The organism is Pseudomonas sp. GL_103, assembly GCF_057835175.1.
Window position 1 is genome coordinate 4,166,851 of record NZ_CM174420.1, and the last position, 15,710, is coordinate 4,182,560.

Genomic DNA, 15,710 nt, shown 5'->3' on the forward strand with positions numbered 1-15,710 from the left:
GCAGGCTCGCTCCCACAAGGGTAGCGCTAAACCTGTGGGAGCGAGCTTGCTCGCGATGACGGCCTGCCAGACAACAGAGCCGTCATTGACACAAAGACTTAACCCGCCAAGCCGACAAACATGTCCTGCACGTCGTCATGGTTATCGAGGCCTTCGAGGAACGCTTCGACTTCCGCCATCTGCTCATCGCTCAGGCCGCTGACCGGGTTTTTCGGCTGGTAGCCCAGCTTGGCCGACAGCACGGTGAAGCCTTGTTCCGGCAGGGCTTTCTGTACCGCGTCGAGGTCGGTCGGCTCGGTCAGGAACAGGGTTGCACCTTCTTCACCCGGCTCGAAATCCTGTGCACCGGCTTCGATGGCGGCCATTTCCGGATCGGCGTCCGGGGTGTCCGGCGACGCTTCGATCATGCCGACATGGTTGAAGTCCCAGGCCACCGAACCGGAAGCCCCCAACTGGCCCTTGCGGAACGCTACGCGGATCTCGGCGACGGTGCGGTTGATGTTGTCGGTCACGCACTCAACGATCAACGGTACCTGATGCGGGGCGAAACCTTCATAGGTCACGCGATGGTATTGCACGGTTTCGCCCAGCAGGCCCGCGCCCTTCTTGATGGCGCGATCCAGTGTTTCCTTGGGCATCGAAGCTTTCTTGGCCTGTTCAACCACCAGGCGCAAGTGCGCGTTGGTAGCAATATCAGCGCCGTTGCGCGCAGCAATGGTGATTTCCTTCACCAGTTTGCCGAAGATCTTGCCCTTGGCATTGGCTGCCGCTTCTTTGTGTTTAACCTTCCACTGTGCGCCCATTTCTCACTCTCTTATCTGTGGCATCTGTGGCGCCGAGACATCTATTGGCCGACGCTTTGCGCAAGTTTATACGGCCTAAAGTTGGCAATCGACCAAAAAATCCCGACTTGCATCGACATCTTCACCAGCGGTTGTAGGGCGATTCGGAAATGTCGCTTTAGCGTGCCCGCAATGCTCTGGGGTTTCGTACGCTTTGCACCCTACTCCACGGCGGTAGCGCGTTCGATGCACAACGACAAGGAAAGTCCCACCACCCTGACGCTTCTCGACGACGACCTGGGCTTCCAGGTGGTCCGGTTCAGTGGTCATGAAGCTCTCAACCAGACCTATCGATTCGACATCGAGGTGATCGGGCTGGCACCGGCCCTGAGCCTTGAGCGATTGCTGCACCAACCGGCGCTGCTCGAATTTGGCCACGATCAAGGCATTCATGGCGTGCTGCACAGCGCCAGTTGTGAACATCGAAGCGGACACCGGGTCGCTTACAAGCTGGTGCTGGTACCCCGTGTCCTGGCGCTGGATCAGCAACGATGCCGACGTATTTTCCAGCGCGCCAGCGTGCCCATGATCCTGCGCCAGTTGCTGGAGGAAAATGGGTTGCCCGCCAGCAGCTATCGCTTTGAACTGGCAACCGGGCACTATCCCTTGCGACCTTTTTGCATTCAGTACGAAGAAACCGACCTGGCGTTGCTGCAACGGCTGTGCGAGGAGGAAGGCATCCACTATCACTTCGAGCATCAACGCGACGGCCATGTGCTGGTGCTGGCCGATGACAGCCTGAGTTTTCCCCAGGCCCCGCTGCTCATGTCGATGAGCAGCGACGCCCCAGGCGAACACCAGGAACCGGTGATCAGCGAACTGTTCCAGCGCCATGACGCCCCGCTCTCGCCTGTGCGCCCAGGCACCAGGAATCCGGGTGCAGCGGACATCAGCGAAGGCGCGGCCAATCACTCGTTCGCCACGGCGAGGCACTGTCCCGCTGGCGAACAACAACATCGCGACCAGCTCAGCCGTCGACAACTGGAACGCCTGCGCTGCCGACACCTGCAGATCCACGGGCAAAGTAACCAGGGGGCATTGCGCAGTGGCGGGATCCTGCAGGTGGCAGAGCACCCGCTGGCGAATTTCAATGATCAATGGCTGGTTACCGAAATCCGCCATCAGGGCCGTCATTCATCCATTCTGCTCGATGACACACCGGGCATGGCCCCGGGATACCGCAATCAATTCAGCGCCATCCCCTGGTCGACGGTGTTCAGGCCCGAACTCAAACAACCCAGGCCGAGTATCCCCGGGTATCAGCCCGGCCAAGTGTGTGGCCCGATCGGGCAACCGGCGACAGTGGACGAAGATGGCCGGGTTCAGGTGAACCTCTGGCCCGCCACACCATCAGCCACAGAGGGGGCCGACGGCCTGTGGCTACCGCTGGCGCTGACCACCGCCGAGGACTGGATCGATCCGGCCCGCCTGCCCGTGGCTGGCAGCGACGTGCTGGTGGTTTTCCTCGACAGTGACCCGGATCGCCCGGTGCTATGTACGGCCATGGGTCCTCGGCCACAACCTCACCGCCCTCGCCCGCGTGAACCCCGTGGCGATACCCGCCTGCTGTTCGACTGGCTGCTCACCCGCTCGGAGCTTGCGCCCTGATGCTCAGCCCTTGTCAGCCTTGCCGGCCGCCGCAGCGAACTTCGCCAGGCGCACGTCCAGATGCCGTGGCCGATGCCCGTGATCCTCCGCGCGCTCCTTGCGGCGGATGGCGTTGCGCACCATCAGCGAGCCGATATAGCGAATCGGCTCCGGCGGAAAAAACCCCAGCGGTCCGTTGACCAACGGCGAACGGGTCCAGGGGTTGTCCAGGCCCTGGACCATCGACGCCAGGATCTGTCCGCCCATGTGGCACGGCCCGACGCCGCTGCCGGAGTAACCAAAACCGTAGAACACGTTGCCGCTGGCACTCATCTGCCCGAAAAACGGCAGCCCGGTCACCGAACGATCCGACGGACCGTTCCACGTTGCTTCGACCTTGACGTCGGCAAACGCCGGGAAAAAATCCGCCAGGCTGCTCTGCAACAATCCGGCGTAAGGCGATGGTTGGTCGAACACCGGCAGCATGCGCCCGCCATAGGCGAAGGTGTTGCCGCCCTTGCCAAGCATGATCCGGCCGTCCGGGGTGTTGTGGTAGTAGTGCACGAAAATCCGCGAATCGAGCACCGTGACGCCGCTGGTCAGACCGATTTCGTCGAGCAAATCCGGCCGCGGCTCGGTGATCAGCATGTCGCTGGAAACGATCGCCACGCTGCGTTCGAACTGCGGGAACGCCCGGGCCATCCAGGCGTTCATCGCCAGCACCACGCGGTCGGCGCGAATGGTGCCGCTGGGGGTTTGAATGCCCGCTGGCCGACCCTCCTCCAGTCCGGTCATCGCGGTATTCTCATGAATCTTCACCCCCAACTGCAGGGCTACCCGGCGCAAGCCACGCACCAGTTTGCCCGGTTGCACACTGGCCGCGGCCGGGGAAAACCAGCCCTCCAGGTGCTTGCTGGAACCGGCCATGCGCTGCACATCGGCCACCGGCCGCTGGGTGAATGAGTTGATGCCGTTGCGCTCCAGCGCCGCGATTACCGCGTCGGTCGAGCCGACCTGAGCGCGATTGGTCGCGGTATAGAGGGTGCCATCGAGATGGTAATCGGCATCCACCCCATACTGTTCGCAGAAGGCGCCAATGGCATGGATGCTGCTTTCGGACTCCTTGACCAGACGCACGGCCTCTTCGACGCCGAACAAACGCTCAAGGGTGAAATACTTGGCCGACCACGACAATGCACAACCGCCATTGCGTCCACTGGCTCCGGCACCGCAGATGTCCGCTTCGATCAGCAACACGTCCAGCTCGGGGTTCTGCTCCTTGAGCATGATCGCGCTCCACAACCCGGTGTAACCACCGCCGACGATACAGACGTCGGCGCGGGTGTCGCCTTCCAGTGGCGGACAGGTTTCGGATGTATCAGCCTTCAAGGCCTGGTCCAGCCAAAAGGGTCTCATGGGGTCAATCTCCGATCAGTGGCCCACACGCCAGCCTGCCGCAGGTGCAGCAGGCGACGAGGGACAGGATTCAGGTACGCAGGGGTTTGATGGTCATCGCTTGATTGGGCACATAGGCGAAGTGTGTACCCAGGCCACCGGGGCGGCTGTTCCAGTGCGGGATCAACACCATCGCGGAGAACATGGCGCAGCCGGCGAAGACGATGAACACGGTAACGGTGTCGAAGTAGCCCGGCAGCAGCCCGCCGAGGATCGCCCCGACCGAGCCGCAGCCGTTGACGAAACCGGCTGCCGTGGCGCCGGCCTTGGCCGTGCCGAAATCGATGGCGGCCGAGCCGCTGATCATCGAGTCCGGCCCATAGAGGGTCAGACCCATGACGAAAAGCAGCGCCACCACCAGCAGCACGCTGCCGGTATGCAGGGCGCCCATGAAAAATGCCAGGGACACCGTCAACGCCAACAGACTGATCACGCAGGCCGGCATGCGCCGGGCGCCGAACAGTTTGTCGGAGGCCAGGCCAATCAGGATCGGCCCGAGCAACCCGGCCAGCTCAAACGCGGTCGGGATGATCGCCGCGCCGACCTTGCCCACCGAAGGCATCTGTTCGAAGACGATCACCGGCCCCCACAGCAGAATCGCGTAGCGCGCCGGCTTGAGCATGAAGTACGCCAACCCCAGCACCAGCACCGTGCGGTTGCGCAGGATTTCCTTCAACGGCTCCCACATGCTGATTTTGCTTTGCGCGTCAGCCTCTTCGGCGGTCAGCTCGGGTTCCGGCTCCACCGCCGGCAAGCCGACGTCTTCCGGTTTGTTGCGTTGGAAAATAAAAAACAGCACGGCGACCAGCCCAACCACCGCCGCACTGGAAATGAACGCCGCATGCCAGCTGCCGATGAGCGTGTACGCCCACCAACCGGCAAACGGCGAGGCTACCAGACCGCCAAAGGCGTAGCACGAACTCCACAGGCCCAATACCCGTCCGCGTTGCTCGGAGGGAAAGAAGCTGCCGAGGTTCTTGCACAGCCCCGACCAACCGGTGGACTGCGCCAGGCCTTGTATCAGCATGCAGGTAGCGAAAATCGGTATCGTTGCAAAGTTGCCCATCACCAGCGCCGCGGCGGCGGAAATCACCAACCCGCCGAGCACCACCACCCGCGGCCCGAAGCGGTCGGCCAGGATGCCCCAGGTGAATTGGCCAAAGGCGTAGGCCGTCAGGTAGATGGCGTCGAGGTTGGCCATGGCCATTTTGTCGAGCATGAAGGTCGGGTCTTCGCCAATACCGAGTTTGGCGACCGAGAAGGCTTTGCGGGTGAAGTAGAACGCGGCGTAGGCGAGCCAGGTGATCGCGAAGATCTGCACGCGCCAACGCTTGATGGTGCCGATGTGCTTGTTCATTGTGGTTCTGACCTCAGGGTGTGAGTGTGCCGGCAGAATTGGAATAAAACGCCTGTGTTTTTATTGTTGAGCACTTCGATATCGCCCTGTCCTTACGGCGGATACCGGTCAGATGAGTCCTGCATTCACACGCACAGGCTCATGGCACCCGCTGCTGTTCGACTGACCAGTCACCGGGGCTGAGGTGGATAAAAACAATTACTGATTAATAAGTGAAATCGATTTATCGTATTTCAAATATAAGTTCAGATTGTTACTGGAGATTCCCATGTCGGTGTCCCACGCCCAGCTCAAAGCTTTCCATGCCGTGGCAGTGCATGGAAGCTTTACCAAGGCCGCCGAGCGCCTGTTTCTGACGCAACCGGCGATTTCCGACCAGGTGCGCAAACTCGAAGAGCGCTATGGGGTTTTGCTGTTTCACCGTAACAAGCGTTCCGTGCGCCTGACTGACCTGGGTGAGCGCCTGTTGAGCGTGACGCAGAAATTGTTTGTCATCGAAGCCGAGGCCCAGGAACTGCTCCAGGATTCCCAGGCCTTGCAGACCGGCAGCCTGATTCTGGCGGTGGATGCACCGGTCCACGTGCTGCCGCAGATTGCCCGATTCTGCGAGCGCTACCCCGGGATCAGCGTGAAGATCGAAACCGGCAACACCGATGAATCGCTGTTTCGACTGTTCAACTATCAGGCCGACCTGGCGTTGCTGGGCCGTGACGTCAGCGATGAACGCCTGATTTCCCTGCCCCTGCGTAACGACCCGATGGTGGCGTTCGTGTCGCGCAATCATCCGTGGGCCGAGCGCGAATCCATCACCCTCGCCGACCTCGACGACACGCCGCTGGTGTTGCGGGAAATCGGTTCGGTGACCCGACAGACCCTGGAAGAGGAAATGGCCGGGGCCGGGTTCCGCATTCGGCCGGCGATTCAGGTAGAAGGTCGCGAGGCAGCGCGTGAGGCGGTGGTGGTCGGGATTGGGGTGGGCGTGGTGTCGGCTGCCGAGTTTGGTGCGGATTCGCGAGTGTGTGCGTTGCCGATTACTGATTGCAAGCGACGGTTGACTGAAACCCTGGTGTGTTTGCGTGAGCAGAGTTCGCGGCGGGTGGTGGCGACGTTTCTTGAGATGGTGCGTGAGAGCCTTAACTGACCGCATCCCCCCGTAGGAGCTGCCGAAGGCTGCGATCTTTTGATCTTGTTTTTAAAAGCGAAGATCAAAAGATCGCAGCCTTCGGCAGCTCCTACACCGGTGCCAACCCAAAAAACGCCTGTATCAGTCGCAAATCCCGCCTCCGTTCCATACAGCCAATCATGTGCCGATTCACCAACCCCTCGCCAATGATCGGTACCGCCGCCACCCGTGGATCGTGACTGACCTCCACCGATGACACCACCCCCACCCCTAGTTCGGCGGCTACCGCCTCGGTCACCGCTTCGCGGCTGTCCAGTTCCAGCAACACCCGTGGATTGACCCTGGCCTGGGCGCACGCCTCATCGAAGGTGCGCCGGGTAATCGAACTCGGTTCGCGCAGCACCATGATCACCTGATCCAGCTCCTTGAGCTGCACACCTTTGGTCTTCTGCGCCCAAGGATGCCCGTCCGGCACCAGCGCGCAAATCCGTGATTCGTTCAGCGCCTGCAGATGCAAGCCCTTGCGCGGCTCGACCTCGGTCAGCACCGCCACGTCGGCATGTTCGGACAGCAGCGCCGCCAGGGTTTCCTGAGCGTTGCCCAGGCGCAGGTTCACCGTGATCCCGGGATAGCGCGCACGCAGGCTGGCGAGCATCGGCATGACCATGTGCGGACCGTCCGCCGCCACCTCCAGGCGCCCGGTCAGCAATTGCCGGTTGGCCTCCAGCATCACCTGCGCCTCTTCGGCCAGGCCGAACATCGCCCGGGTGATTGCCGCCAGCTTGGTGCCCTCCTCCGTCAGTTCCACGCGTCGGGCGGTGCGGCGCAGCAGGGTGATCTGGTAGTGCTCCTCCAGGGCCTTGATGTGCCCGGTGACCGCCGGCTGGCTGATGAACAGCCGCGCCGCCGCCCGGGTAAAGCTGCCTTCCCGGGCCACGGCATCAAAGGCGCGGAGCTGAAACAGGTTCATTAATAACCCTCACTGATGGCTGGCATAACAACAAACAATTTGATTGATAGCTCGGCAAATTGCAATTTAGGCACCAACGCTTCATCCCATCGATTGCGAGGACACGAGAATGAGTACTGCCGAACCCATCCTGCTCACCCCCGGCCCGTTGACCACGTCGGCCCGCACCCGTCAGGCAATGATGGTTGACTGGGGTTCATGGGATGACCGCTTCAATCAACTGACCGCCAGCCTCTGCGAGCAACTGCTGGCGATCATCAACGGCGCCGCCACTCACCACTGCGTGCCATTACAAGGCAGCGGCACCTTCGCGGTCGAGGCGGCGATCGGCACGCTGGTGCCTCGGGACGGCAAGATCCTGATACTGATCAACGGCGCCTACGGCAAACGCCTGGCGAAAATCTGCGAAGTGCTGGGCCGCTCCTTCAGCACCTTCGAAACCGCTGAAGATGAGCCGACCACCGCCGCCGACGTCGACCGCCTGCTGCGTGCCGATCAAGACATTACCCATGTCGCCCTGATTCACTGCGAAACCAGCACCGGCATCCTCAACCCGCTGCCGGAGATCGCGCAGGTCATTGCGCATCACGGCAAACGCCTGATCATCGACGCCATGAGCTCCTTCGGTGCCCTGCCAGTAGATGCACAGCAAGTGCCGTTCGACGCACTGATCGCCGCCTCGGGCAAATGCCTGGAAGGTGTACCGGGCATGGGTTTTGTCTTCGCTCGCAAAGAATCCCTGGCCAGCGCCGCCGGTAACTCGCATTCGCTGGCGATGGACTTGCAGGACCAGCACGCCTACATGGCCAAGACCGGCCAGTGGCGCTTCACCCCGCCGACCCATGTGGTCGCCGCGCTGCACGAAGCCCTGCTGCAATACAACGAAGAAGGCGGCTTGCCGGCGCGACACGAACGCTACGCCGCCAACTGCCAGGCATTGATGGAGGAGATGGGCAAACTGGGGCTGCGCAGCTTCCTGCCAGCGGCGATTCAGGCGCCGATCATCGCCACCTTCCACGCCCCGAAAGATCCGCGCTACGCATTCAAGGAATTCTACGAGCGGGTCAAGGCCAAGGGCTACATCCTCTACCCCGGCAAACTGACCCAGGTCGAAACCTTCCGCGTCGGCTGCATCGGCCATGTCCAACCGGCCGAAATGCGCGAAGCCGTGGCGGCGATTGGCGAAGTACTGCGCGAGATGGAAGTGCTGGAAATCTGATCCACACCGCAATCCCCCTGTAGGAGCGAGCCTGCTCGCGATGAGGCCTGGTCAGTCGACACACATGTTGAATGCAAGACCGCTATCGCGAGCAAGCTCGCTCCCACAGAAAAGCTGAATATCCGAATCGATCGATATCACAGGAATCCAAACGCCATGAACTACTCCAACCCAACCAAACTGCAAGCCGCCATCCTCGACTGGGCCGGCACCGTGGTCGACTTCGGCTCCTTCGCCCCGACGCAGATTTTCGTCGAGGCCTTCGCCGAGTTCGACGTCCAGGTGTCCATCGAAGAGGCCCGTGGCCCGATGGGCATGGGCAAGTGGGACCACATCCGTACCCTGTGCGATCAGCCGCAAGTTGCAGAGCGTTACCGTAAAGTGTTCGGCCGCACGCCGACCGACGATGACGTGACCGCCATCTACCAGCGCTTCATGCCGCTGCAGATCGAAAAAATCGCCGAACACTCGGCGCTGATTCCCGGGGCGCTGGAGACCATCGCCAACCTGCGCCAGCAAGGGATCAGGATCGGCTCCTGCTCCGGTTACCCGAAACAGGTCATGGACAAAGTGGTCGAACTGGCCGCCACCAACGGCTACGTGGCCGATCACGTGGTTGCCACCGATGAAGTCCCGAATGGTCGCCCATGGCCCGCCCAGGCGCTGGCCAACGTCATCGCCCTGGGCATCGACGATGTCGCCGCGTGCGTGAAGATCGATGACACGGTGCCAGGCATTCTCGAGGGTCGCCGCGCGGGCATGTGGACCGTGGCGCTGATCTGCTCGGGCAACGCCCTGGGCCTGGACTACGAAGGCTATCGCGCCCTGGGCAGCGACCAACTGGACAGCGAGCGCAAGCGCATCCACGGGATGTTCGAAGGTTCGCGCCCGCACTACATGATCGACACCATCACTGATCTGCCGGAAGTGATCGCCGACATCAACAAGCGCCTGGCCAACGGCGAAATGCCTCAGTCGAGCTGATAAATCCCCGTAATACACCTGTGGGAGCGAGCTCGCTCCCACAGGTTTTTTCTCTGTCCATTACCCGAATCAGAGCATCCAGCGACCAATCGCCTCAGGCAATCCCGGTGAAACAGGATTACAGTTAGAACACACCGTCGGACAAGAACGGTGGCTTTAAACCGGACCTCTGAGGAACACCCTATGCCGTGGAAAAACTCCGAGTCGCGCTACAGCACCGTATCGATCGCGCTGCATTGGCTGATGCTGGTCCTGCTGGTGCTGGTTTATGCCTGTATCGAGTTTCGCGGGCTCTTTCCCAAGGGCAGTGGCGGGCGCACGCTGATCGTCGAATCACACTTCATGCTCGGCCTGACCGTATTCGTTCTGGTCTGGCTGCGATTGTTCGCGCGCAGCCTCGGCCCGGCGCCGCAGATCTTCCCGGCCTCGCCGCACTGGCAAACGACGCTGGCCAGGCTGATGCACTGGGCGCTGTACATTTTCATGATCGTCACGCCGATTCTCGGCTGGCTGGTCACCAGCGCCAAAGGCAATCAGGTGATGTTCTACGGTATCGACCTGCCGATGCTGGTAGCGGAAAACAAGGACTTGGCCAAACAACTCCAGGACTGGCACGAGCTCGGCGGCACTATCGGCTATTGGCTGATCGGCCTGCATGCCGTAGCCGGGCTGTATCACCATTATGTGGTGGGCGATAACACCTTGCTGCGGATGATGCCCAAGCGCGTGAACCGCGACTCCTCAGACCAATGAATTCCAATGTGGGAGCGAGCTCGCTCCCACATTGATTTGCGGTGCGTTTCAGGCTTGTGAGTCAAATACCCGCCGCCCCTGCAAGCCGCCCGTGTGGACGAAGATCAGCCGCGTACCCCGGGCGAACTTGCCCGCCGCGATTTGTTGCTTGAGGGCCATGAGTGCCTTACCGGTGTACAGCGGCTCCAATGGAATATTCCCGGTCTGCTCTGTCTTTTCGATAAAGTCGAGCAGCAGTGGGTCAACTTTGGCAAAACCGCCGCGACTGGCCTCGAACAGCTCATACGCCGCATCGATCACACCCGCTTCCTGCACGATCCTCTCGACCTGCTGCGCCACCCCGTGGTTATCAGGCACCGCCAGGGCACCGTACACCGGATGATCCCCCGCTTCGGCCAGCACCAGGCCGGCCAGGGTCGTGCCGGTTCCGCAGGCCAGCCACCAGCCGTCGTAGTCGCGCCAGCCCAAGCCCTCCAATTGCGCGCAAACGCCGGCCCGCAGTTGCATGCAACCAAGGGCGCCAGGCAAACCGCCTCCCCCTTCAGGCACCGGATGCAACGTCGGGTAGCGGGATTGCCAGGGTTGCCAGAAGCCTGCTTCATGCCTCGCTCGATAACCTGCGAAGCCCAGCCAGTGCAACTGCATGCCGAACGCCTGCAAGTCCTTGACCGTCGGGGTTTGCTGAGGATGCCCGCGCAACAGGCCGACGGTGGAAAAGCCGAAGCGCTTGCCCGCCGCCGCCAACGCGTGGAGGTGATTGGAGTGCGCGCCACCCAGGCTGATGATGCCTTCGGCACCCAGGCGGTCGGCGGTCTTCAAGTGTTCGATGAGCTTGAACCATTTGTTGCCGCTGATCAGCGGGTCGATCTGGTCCAGCCGCAGGACCGCCACTTCGATGCCGGATTGAGTGAGCCAGTCGAGGCGAAGGGGGTCGAGGGGGGCTTGAAGAAGCCAATTGTCTGAAGGAGAAAGCATGATGCCGGATCTATGGAAAGATCCGGCATCTTAACAGCCGACTTGTGCTGTGAACCCAAACGATGTGAGTTACAACTGCGCCGCCAACCGCGAACCCTGATTGATCGCCCGCTTGGCATCCAGTTCTGCCGCGACATCCGCGCCGCCGATCAAGTGCACGTTCTGCCCTGCCGACACCAGGCCGTCATGCAACTCGCGCAGCGGATCCTGCCCGGCGCAAATCACGATGTTGTCCACCGGCAGCACCTGAGGTTCGCCGGTTTCGCCGATGCGGATGTGCAGGCCTTCGTCGTCGATCTTCAGGTATTCAACGCTGTTGAGCATCTGCACCTGCTTGTTCTTCAGGCCGGTACGATGAATCCAGCCAGTGGTCTTGCCCAGGCCATCACCGACCTTGGATTTCTTGCGTTGCAGCAGGAATACCTCGCGGGCCGGGGCATGGGGCGCGGCCTTGATACCAGCGACACCGCCGCGTGCTTCAAGGTGCGTATCGATGCCCCACTCCTTCCAGAACGCGGCGCGATCCTGACTGGTGGCGACGCCTTCATGCACAAGGAACTCGGAGACGTCGAAACCGATTCCCCCGGCACCAATCACCGCGACGCGCTTGCCAACCGGTTTGCGCTCCAGGATCACGTCCAGGTAGCTCAGCACCTTGGCGTTTTCCACCCCTGGAATTGCCGGCACGCGCGGCGCAATGCCGGTGGCCAGAATGATCTCGTCGTAGCCGCCTTCGACCAGTTTGGCCACGTCGACTCGGGTGTTCAGGCACACCTCGACGTTGGTGGTCTGCAATTTTCGGTTGAAATAGCGAATGGTTTCGTAGAACTCTTCCTTGCCCGGAACGCGCTTGGCGATGTTGAACTGACCGCCGATTTCGCTGGCCGAATCGAACAGCGTCACCTGATGGCCACGCTCGGCGGCCACGGTCGCGGCAGACAAACCGGCCGGGCCGGCACCGACCACGGCGATTTTCTTCAGTTGCTGCACCGGCAGATAGTTGAGCTCGGTTTCGTGGCAGGCACGCGGGTTGACCAGGCAACTGGTCAGCTTGCCGCCGAAGGTGTGATCGAGGCAGGCCTGGTTGCAACCGATGCAGGTGTTGATTTCATCGGCGCGACCTTCAGCGGCCTTGTTGACGAAATCCGGGTCGGCGAGGAACGGCCGCGCCATGGACACCATGTCGGCATCGCCCTCGGCCAGGATCTGCTCGGCGACTTCCGGGGTATTGATACGGTTGGTGGTGATCAGCGGAATATTGACCGAACCACGCAGCTTGGCCGTGACCTTGCTGAAGGCCGCGCGCGGCACTTTGGTGGCGATGGTCGGAATCCGCGCTTCGTGCCAGCCGATACCGGTGTTGATGATGGTCGCACCGGCCTGCTCGATGGCCTTGGCCAACTGCACGATTTCTTCCCAGGTGCTGCCACCTTCGACCAGGTCGAGCATCGACAGGCGGAAAATGATGATGAAGTTCGGGCCTACCGCTTCACGCACGCGACGGACGATCTCCACCGGCAGGCGCATACGATTTTCGTAGCTGCCGCCCCAGCGGTCGGTGCGGTGGTTGGTGTGAGCGGCGAGGAACTGGTTAATGAAATAACCTTCGGAGCCCATGATTTCCACGCCGTCGTACTCGGCGGTTTGCGCCAGTACCGAGCAGGTGACGAAATCGCTGATCTGCTTCTCGATGCCTTCCTCGTCCAGCTCTTTTGGCTTGAACGGGTTGATCGGCGCCTGGATCGCGCTGGGCGCAACCTGTTTCGGGCTGTAGGCATAACGACCGGCATGGAGAATCTGCATGCAGATCTTGCCGCCCGCGTCATGCACGGCACGGGTGACGATACGGTGCTTGAGCGCCTCTTCTTCGGTCGTCAGCTTGGCCGCGCCGGAATACACGCCACCCTCTTCGTTCGGGCCGATACCGCCGGTGACCATCAGGCCGACACCGCCACGGGCACGCTCGGCAAAGTACGCCGCCATGCGCTCGAAACCACCCGGTTTTTCTTCAAGGCCAGTGTGCATCGACCCCATCAGGGTGCGATTGCGCAGCGTGGTGAACCCCAGGTCCAGCGGAGCCAGCAGGTGCGGGTATTGAGCGGCGGTCATCGGTAACTCCACATCGAGCGATCACGAAAAGTGCAGGAGCTCTACGGCCCCCATCAGTCATGTTCGACAGACTAAGAGTCGCACCGCCATCCCTCAATGACCGTAACTGACAAATTATTGATCGAAATGTGCAGAAACTTTGGCCAACCGGGAATGATTCAAAACAAAAACGACCTTGCGGTGCAGGTCCGGATTGAAATCTGCACCCAGAAGGCCGCTTCCTTTCGGGCTCTGGACAAGCCCGCAAGATTTACGCGCAGAACCGGCTTAGCATGCGCTTGCTACTGCCCGCGCAGGCGCAACGTAGTCGTCCTGTTGTTTCGCTCGCTGAGTCAGCACCAGCATCGTCAGGAACCCGAACGCAATCAGCACCGGATAAGCCATCAACAGTTCGGAAAGGGAATACTTCCAGGCCAAAGGACGCCCGACACCCAGCAGGGCGGCATACATCCAGGAAACTGCCGACAACGACCCGCAGGCCAACGCCAGCATTCGTGCACTGAATCCGAGATTGAGCAAGGAGCCTGCCTTTTGCAGGGCCGGCAATACCAGGCGATGCAGCAAGATGCCGTTATAAGTCAGCAACGCCACAATAATGACTTTGGCTTGAAGCTTTGGATTCATGAAGTACTCGACACCTTTTTCCAGGTAATCGATACCGACGACAGCGATGCCCGTTACCCACAGCGCTATTAGTGCAACGATGACAGACCTTTGAAGACTTTCCATGTGAGCATTATCATGCTCAGTAAATACTTTCCGTTTTAAAAGATCCCTGACCATCGCAACATCACTGGTCAACACCAGCCCGATGGCCACACAACACGCCACCAAATGAACGTAAATAACACCCAGACGCAAAAACTCCAGGAATTCCTTATTTTCCAGCAGACTCATAATGGTATTTATCGCCACGGTATTTTCTCCACCTTATTCGAGAGTACGGATCGACCACTTGACAGAATCTTTAATTATTAAAAATCCTGTACGACCTTACTTCTAAAAGATAAGCCAAATCATGGACTCGGCACTGTAAACCTCATTGACTCACCTTGCGAATCAATGACCGACTGGTTTATCACCTCCCTGAGTTTCAGATAAAACCCCCATTTGCATTCACTGCACTTGAGATTCTATTTCCACTTCTTTTTTTGCAATCGCGGGGGCAGGTCATGGCTGACGTGCTCAATGATCAGAGGCCACAGACGCTACAATGTTCATTTTTCGCACAAGCCACCGACAAACGGTGCGTAGCGCAAGTTCGCCTGACGCGACAGTAATGAGTCAACTTCCGCGCTATTGCCCACGACAACTGGCCTGCTTGACTAGTTGCACTTCGACAATTGCATATTGGATCCGCTAGTTGTTATACATCTCACAACCCGCGCAATAGCGAGCGACTCTCATCCAGAGCAAACTTCAACTGCGGATTTCGCGGTGATCCAGCCACCCTTTCAGGCAGACAGCAACGCAGGATCAACTGAAACTAACAGGATATTAACCAAGTCAATCAGTCGTCAGCGAATGAAACTGCATGCAGTCAAAGTACATCGAATGGCGAACGCCTTGAAACGACACATCCACTAATTGTGATCATGTTCAAAAACCGAAGTAAACAAATGCCGTGGCTGCCACGATACCCCATGCGGCCAACGCCATTACCGTTGAATTTTGCATTGACCGGGATTCGCCCAATCGCTGTAAACCGGGCTTCGAAAAACCGGCCTGGCCATAAAAGCTATGCATGATTGCCCGGTAGGTATATCGCAGGCCGGCCAGCAGAAACAGGGTGATCAGACCGAGGACAAGTCCATGCCTGATAGCCGGTTTAACCATTTCCACAAGGTGATCCTGTTCGCAAGCAACGCTATCGACTTCCACAAGGGTTATTTGCTGATAGTCCGCCGAAGACCGCTTTTGGCCAATCTGGATCAGCGCCTGTTGCTCCAGATCCAGCGCCTGATACTTCCAGAGCGTTGATGATCCTTCTCGGCAGAACGTAAACGCAGCAGGACTTGAGATGGCGATAATACAAGCGTCGTTGATGTCCAGTTTTTTCAGCGTTTCCGTGGCTGACCTGGTGAAATCCAGGTCGAACACCGGATTAACCCCGGTAGCAGAAGCCGTGACCGAAACCAATAGGCTGCTCAAGAGGCAGATGGCTGAAATGTTCAAGGCCGGGTTTCCTTTTTCCATTGATTCTTTGATTTCGCAGTTCGGTTCCAACCTGCTTTGATGAGTTCCAGTACGCTGCTGGCACCCCGATAGCCAATGGGCAATTGAATGGAAGGAGAAAGGGAGGGCATCCATTGCCCTCCCCTCCGCTGTCCACGCTC

The 15,710-nt window shown here is 59.9% G+C and carries 13 protein-coding genes; 5 read left to right on the top strand and 8 right to left on the bottom strand.

The features are described from left to right. Positions 1–98: 98 nt before the first annotated feature. Positions 99–803 carry a YebC/PmpR family DNA-binding transcriptional regulator gene (locus AC3IP0_RS18740; RefSeq protein ID WP_008051121.1) on the bottom strand — a complete coding sequence of 235 codons (705 nt, stop codon included), beginning with the start codon at positions 801–803 and terminating at the stop codon, positions 99–101. 225 nt (positions 804–1,028) lie between these two features. On the opposite strand from AC3IP0_RS18740, the gene AC3IP0_RS18745 reads away from it, so the two are divergent. After that, positions 1,029–2,450: a type VI secretion system Vgr family protein gene (locus tag AC3IP0_RS18745; protein WP_489327817.1), complete on the top strand. Its 1,422-nt coding sequence runs from the start codon at positions 1,029–1,031 to the stop codon at positions 2,448–2,450. Positions 2,451–2,453: 3 nt separating this feature from the next. Here AC3IP0_RS18745 and AC3IP0_RS18750 read toward each other — a convergent pair whose 3' ends face one another. Then, positions 2,454–3,845, bottom strand: a complete 1,392-nt coding sequence (locus AC3IP0_RS18750) for an FAD-dependent oxidoreductase (RefSeq protein WP_489325603.1) — start codon at positions 3,843–3,845, stop codon at positions 2,454–2,456. Positions 3,846–3,915: 70 nt separating this feature from the next. Then, complete coding sequence (locus AC3IP0_RS18755) at positions 3,916–5,241, bottom strand: MFS transporter (protein WP_489325605.1); 1,326 nt, start codon at positions 5,239–5,241, stop codon at positions 3,916–3,918. Positions 5,242–5,509: 268 nt separating this feature from the next. On the opposite strand from AC3IP0_RS18755, the gene AC3IP0_RS18760 reads away from it, so the two are divergent. Beyond that, on the top strand, positions 5,510–6,382 hold the full coding sequence (locus AC3IP0_RS18760) for a LysR family transcriptional regulator (RefSeq protein ID WP_489316530.1): 873 nt from the start codon (positions 5,510–5,512) through the stop codon (positions 6,380–6,382). A gap of 91 nt (positions 6,383–6,473) precedes the next feature. Here AC3IP0_RS18760 and AC3IP0_RS18765 read toward each other — a convergent pair whose 3' ends face one another. Then, entirely contained in the window at positions 6,474–7,334 is an 861-nt protein-coding gene (locus AC3IP0_RS18765) for a LysR substrate-binding domain-containing protein (RefSeq protein ID WP_489325607.1), read from the bottom strand. A 109-nt stretch (positions 7,335–7,443) separates the two neighbouring features. Between AC3IP0_RS18765 and AC3IP0_RS18770 the strand changes: the two genes are divergently transcribed. The 3 genes from AC3IP0_RS18770 to AC3IP0_RS18780 all read left to right on the top strand — a co-directional run bounded on the left by AC3IP0_RS18770 (position 7,444) and on the right by AC3IP0_RS18780 (position 10,290). Next, positions 7,444–8,553 (top strand): 2-aminoethylphosphonate--pyruvate transaminase, encoded by a 1,110-nt coding sequence (locus AC3IP0_RS18770; protein WP_489325609.1) that lies wholly within the window; start codon positions 7,444–7,446, stop codon positions 8,551–8,553. Positions 8,554–8,709: 156 nt separating this feature from the next. Continuing rightward, complete coding sequence (gene phnX / locus AC3IP0_RS18775; protein ID WP_489325611.1) at positions 8,710–9,537, top strand: phosphonoacetaldehyde hydrolase; 828 nt, start codon at positions 8,710–8,712, stop codon at positions 9,535–9,537. A 183-nt stretch (positions 9,538–9,720) separates the two neighbouring features. Next, positions 9,721–10,290 (top strand): cytochrome b, encoded by a 570-nt coding sequence (locus AC3IP0_RS18780; RefSeq protein WP_489325612.1) that lies wholly within the window; start codon positions 9,721–9,723, stop codon positions 10,288–10,290. A gap of 48 nt (positions 10,291–10,338) precedes the next feature. On the opposite strand, the gene AC3IP0_RS18785 is transcribed toward AC3IP0_RS18780, so the two are convergent. The 4 genes from AC3IP0_RS18785 to AC3IP0_RS18800 form a co-directional block, all read right to left on the bottom strand. Next, entirely contained in the window at positions 10,339–11,265 is a 927-nt protein-coding gene (locus AC3IP0_RS18785) for a 1-aminocyclopropane-1-carboxylate deaminase/D-cysteine desulfhydrase (RefSeq protein ID WP_489316535.1), read from the bottom strand. 69 nt (positions 11,266–11,334) lie between these two features. Further along, on the bottom strand, positions 11,335–13,374 hold the full coding sequence (locus AC3IP0_RS18790) for an oxidoreductase (protein ID WP_489325614.1): 2,040 nt from the start codon (positions 13,372–13,374) through the stop codon (positions 11,335–11,337). A gap of 267 nt (positions 13,375–13,641) precedes the next feature. After that, positions 13,642–14,289 (bottom strand): hypothetical protein, encoded by a 648-nt coding sequence (locus AC3IP0_RS18795; RefSeq protein ID WP_489316537.1) that lies wholly within the window; start codon positions 14,287–14,289, stop codon positions 13,642–13,644. Between the two features lie 684 nt (positions 14,290–14,973). After that, entirely contained in the window at positions 14,974–15,684 is a 711-nt protein-coding gene (locus AC3IP0_RS18800; protein ID WP_489325615.1) for a hypothetical protein, read from the bottom strand. Between the last annotated feature and the right edge of the window lie 26 nt (positions 15,685–15,710).

Bases quoted from the DNA above. Each gene is read 5' to 3' on its own strand.
- AC3IP0_RS18740 (WP_008051121.1), bottom strand. From the start codon at position 803: ATGGGCGCACAGTGGAAGGTTAAACACAAAGAAGCGGCAGCCAATGCC.
- AC3IP0_RS18745 (WP_489327817.1), top strand. From the start codon at position 1,029: ATGCACAACGACAAGGAAAGTCCCACCACCCTGACGCTTCTCGACGAC.
- AC3IP0_RS18750 (WP_489325603.1), bottom strand. From the start codon at position 3,845: ATGAGACCCTTTTGGCTGGACCAGGCCTTGAAGGCTGATACATCCGAA.
- AC3IP0_RS18755 (WP_489325605.1), bottom strand. From the start codon at position 5,241: ATGAACAAGCACATCGGCACCATCAAGCGTTGGCGCGTGCAGATCTTC.
- AC3IP0_RS18760 (WP_489316530.1), top strand. From the start codon at position 5,510: ATGTCGGTGTCCCACGCCCAGCTCAAAGCTTTCCATGCCGTGGCAGTG.
- AC3IP0_RS18765 (WP_489325607.1), bottom strand. From the start codon at position 7,334: ATGAACCTGTTTCAGCTCCGCGCCTTTGATGCCGTGGCCCGGGAAGGC.
- AC3IP0_RS18770 (WP_489325609.1), top strand. From the start codon at position 7,444: ATGAGTACTGCCGAACCCATCCTGCTCACCCCCGGCCCGTTGACCACG.
- phnX (WP_489325611.1), top strand. From the start codon at position 8,710: ATGAACTACTCCAACCCAACCAAACTGCAAGCCGCCATCCTCGACTGG.
- AC3IP0_RS18780 (WP_489325612.1), top strand. From the start codon at position 9,721: ATGCCGTGGAAAAACTCCGAGTCGCGCTACAGCACCGTATCGATCGCG.
- AC3IP0_RS18785 (WP_489316535.1), bottom strand. From the start codon at position 11,265: ATGCTTTCTCCTTCAGACAATTGGCTTCTTCAAGCCCCCCTCGACCCC.
- AC3IP0_RS18790 (WP_489325614.1), bottom strand. From the start codon at position 13,374: ATGACCGCCGCTCAATACCCGCACCTGCTGGCTCCGCTGGACCTGGGG.
- AC3IP0_RS18800 (WP_489325615.1), bottom strand. From the start codon at position 15,684: ATGGATGCCCTCCCTTTCTCCTTCCATTCAATTGCCCATTGGCTATCG.